This window comes from Oceanivirga salmonicida, from assembly GCF_001517915.1.
GTDB lineage: Bacteria > Fusobacteriota > Fusobacteriia > Fusobacteriales > Leptotrichiaceae > Oceanivirga > Oceanivirga salmonicida.
In genome coordinates, this window is record NZ_LOQI01000198.1 from 1 (window position 1) to 370 (window position 370).

Below are 370 nucleotides of genomic sequence, written 5' to 3' on the forward strand. Positions count from 1 at the left end.
TTATCTTATCACCCTTAATATTTTCATTTAATAAATATGCTATTATTGGCAGATAATCTCTTGTTTCATAATAAATACCTTCTTTAAAATCTAAAGGGGTTCCATACCTTGTAATTTTTTGATTTTTAAATATATAAACATATTTTATATCATATAATACTTCATACTTATCCTTATATTTAGACAATATTTTTTCTATTTTAAGGTCTTTCTCTTTTTTATTTTCCATTAAATCTTTATTTTTTAAATATGGATAATAACTAATATCATTTAAAAATCTATTATAAGCATAATCATTCTTAAAATCATCTATTCTTTGAATAAATCTATACTTAATTTCTTTATTTGTATAAGGGTCTTTCATACTTAT

General features: G+C 19.2%; 1 protein-coding gene. It reads right to left on the reverse strand.

Translation table 11 applies throughout. The features are described 5' to 3' along the window. Positions 1 to 370: hypothetical protein (locus tag AWT72_RS09900; RefSeq protein WP_197407682.1), on the reverse strand; the 370-nt coding region annotated here is incomplete at both ends.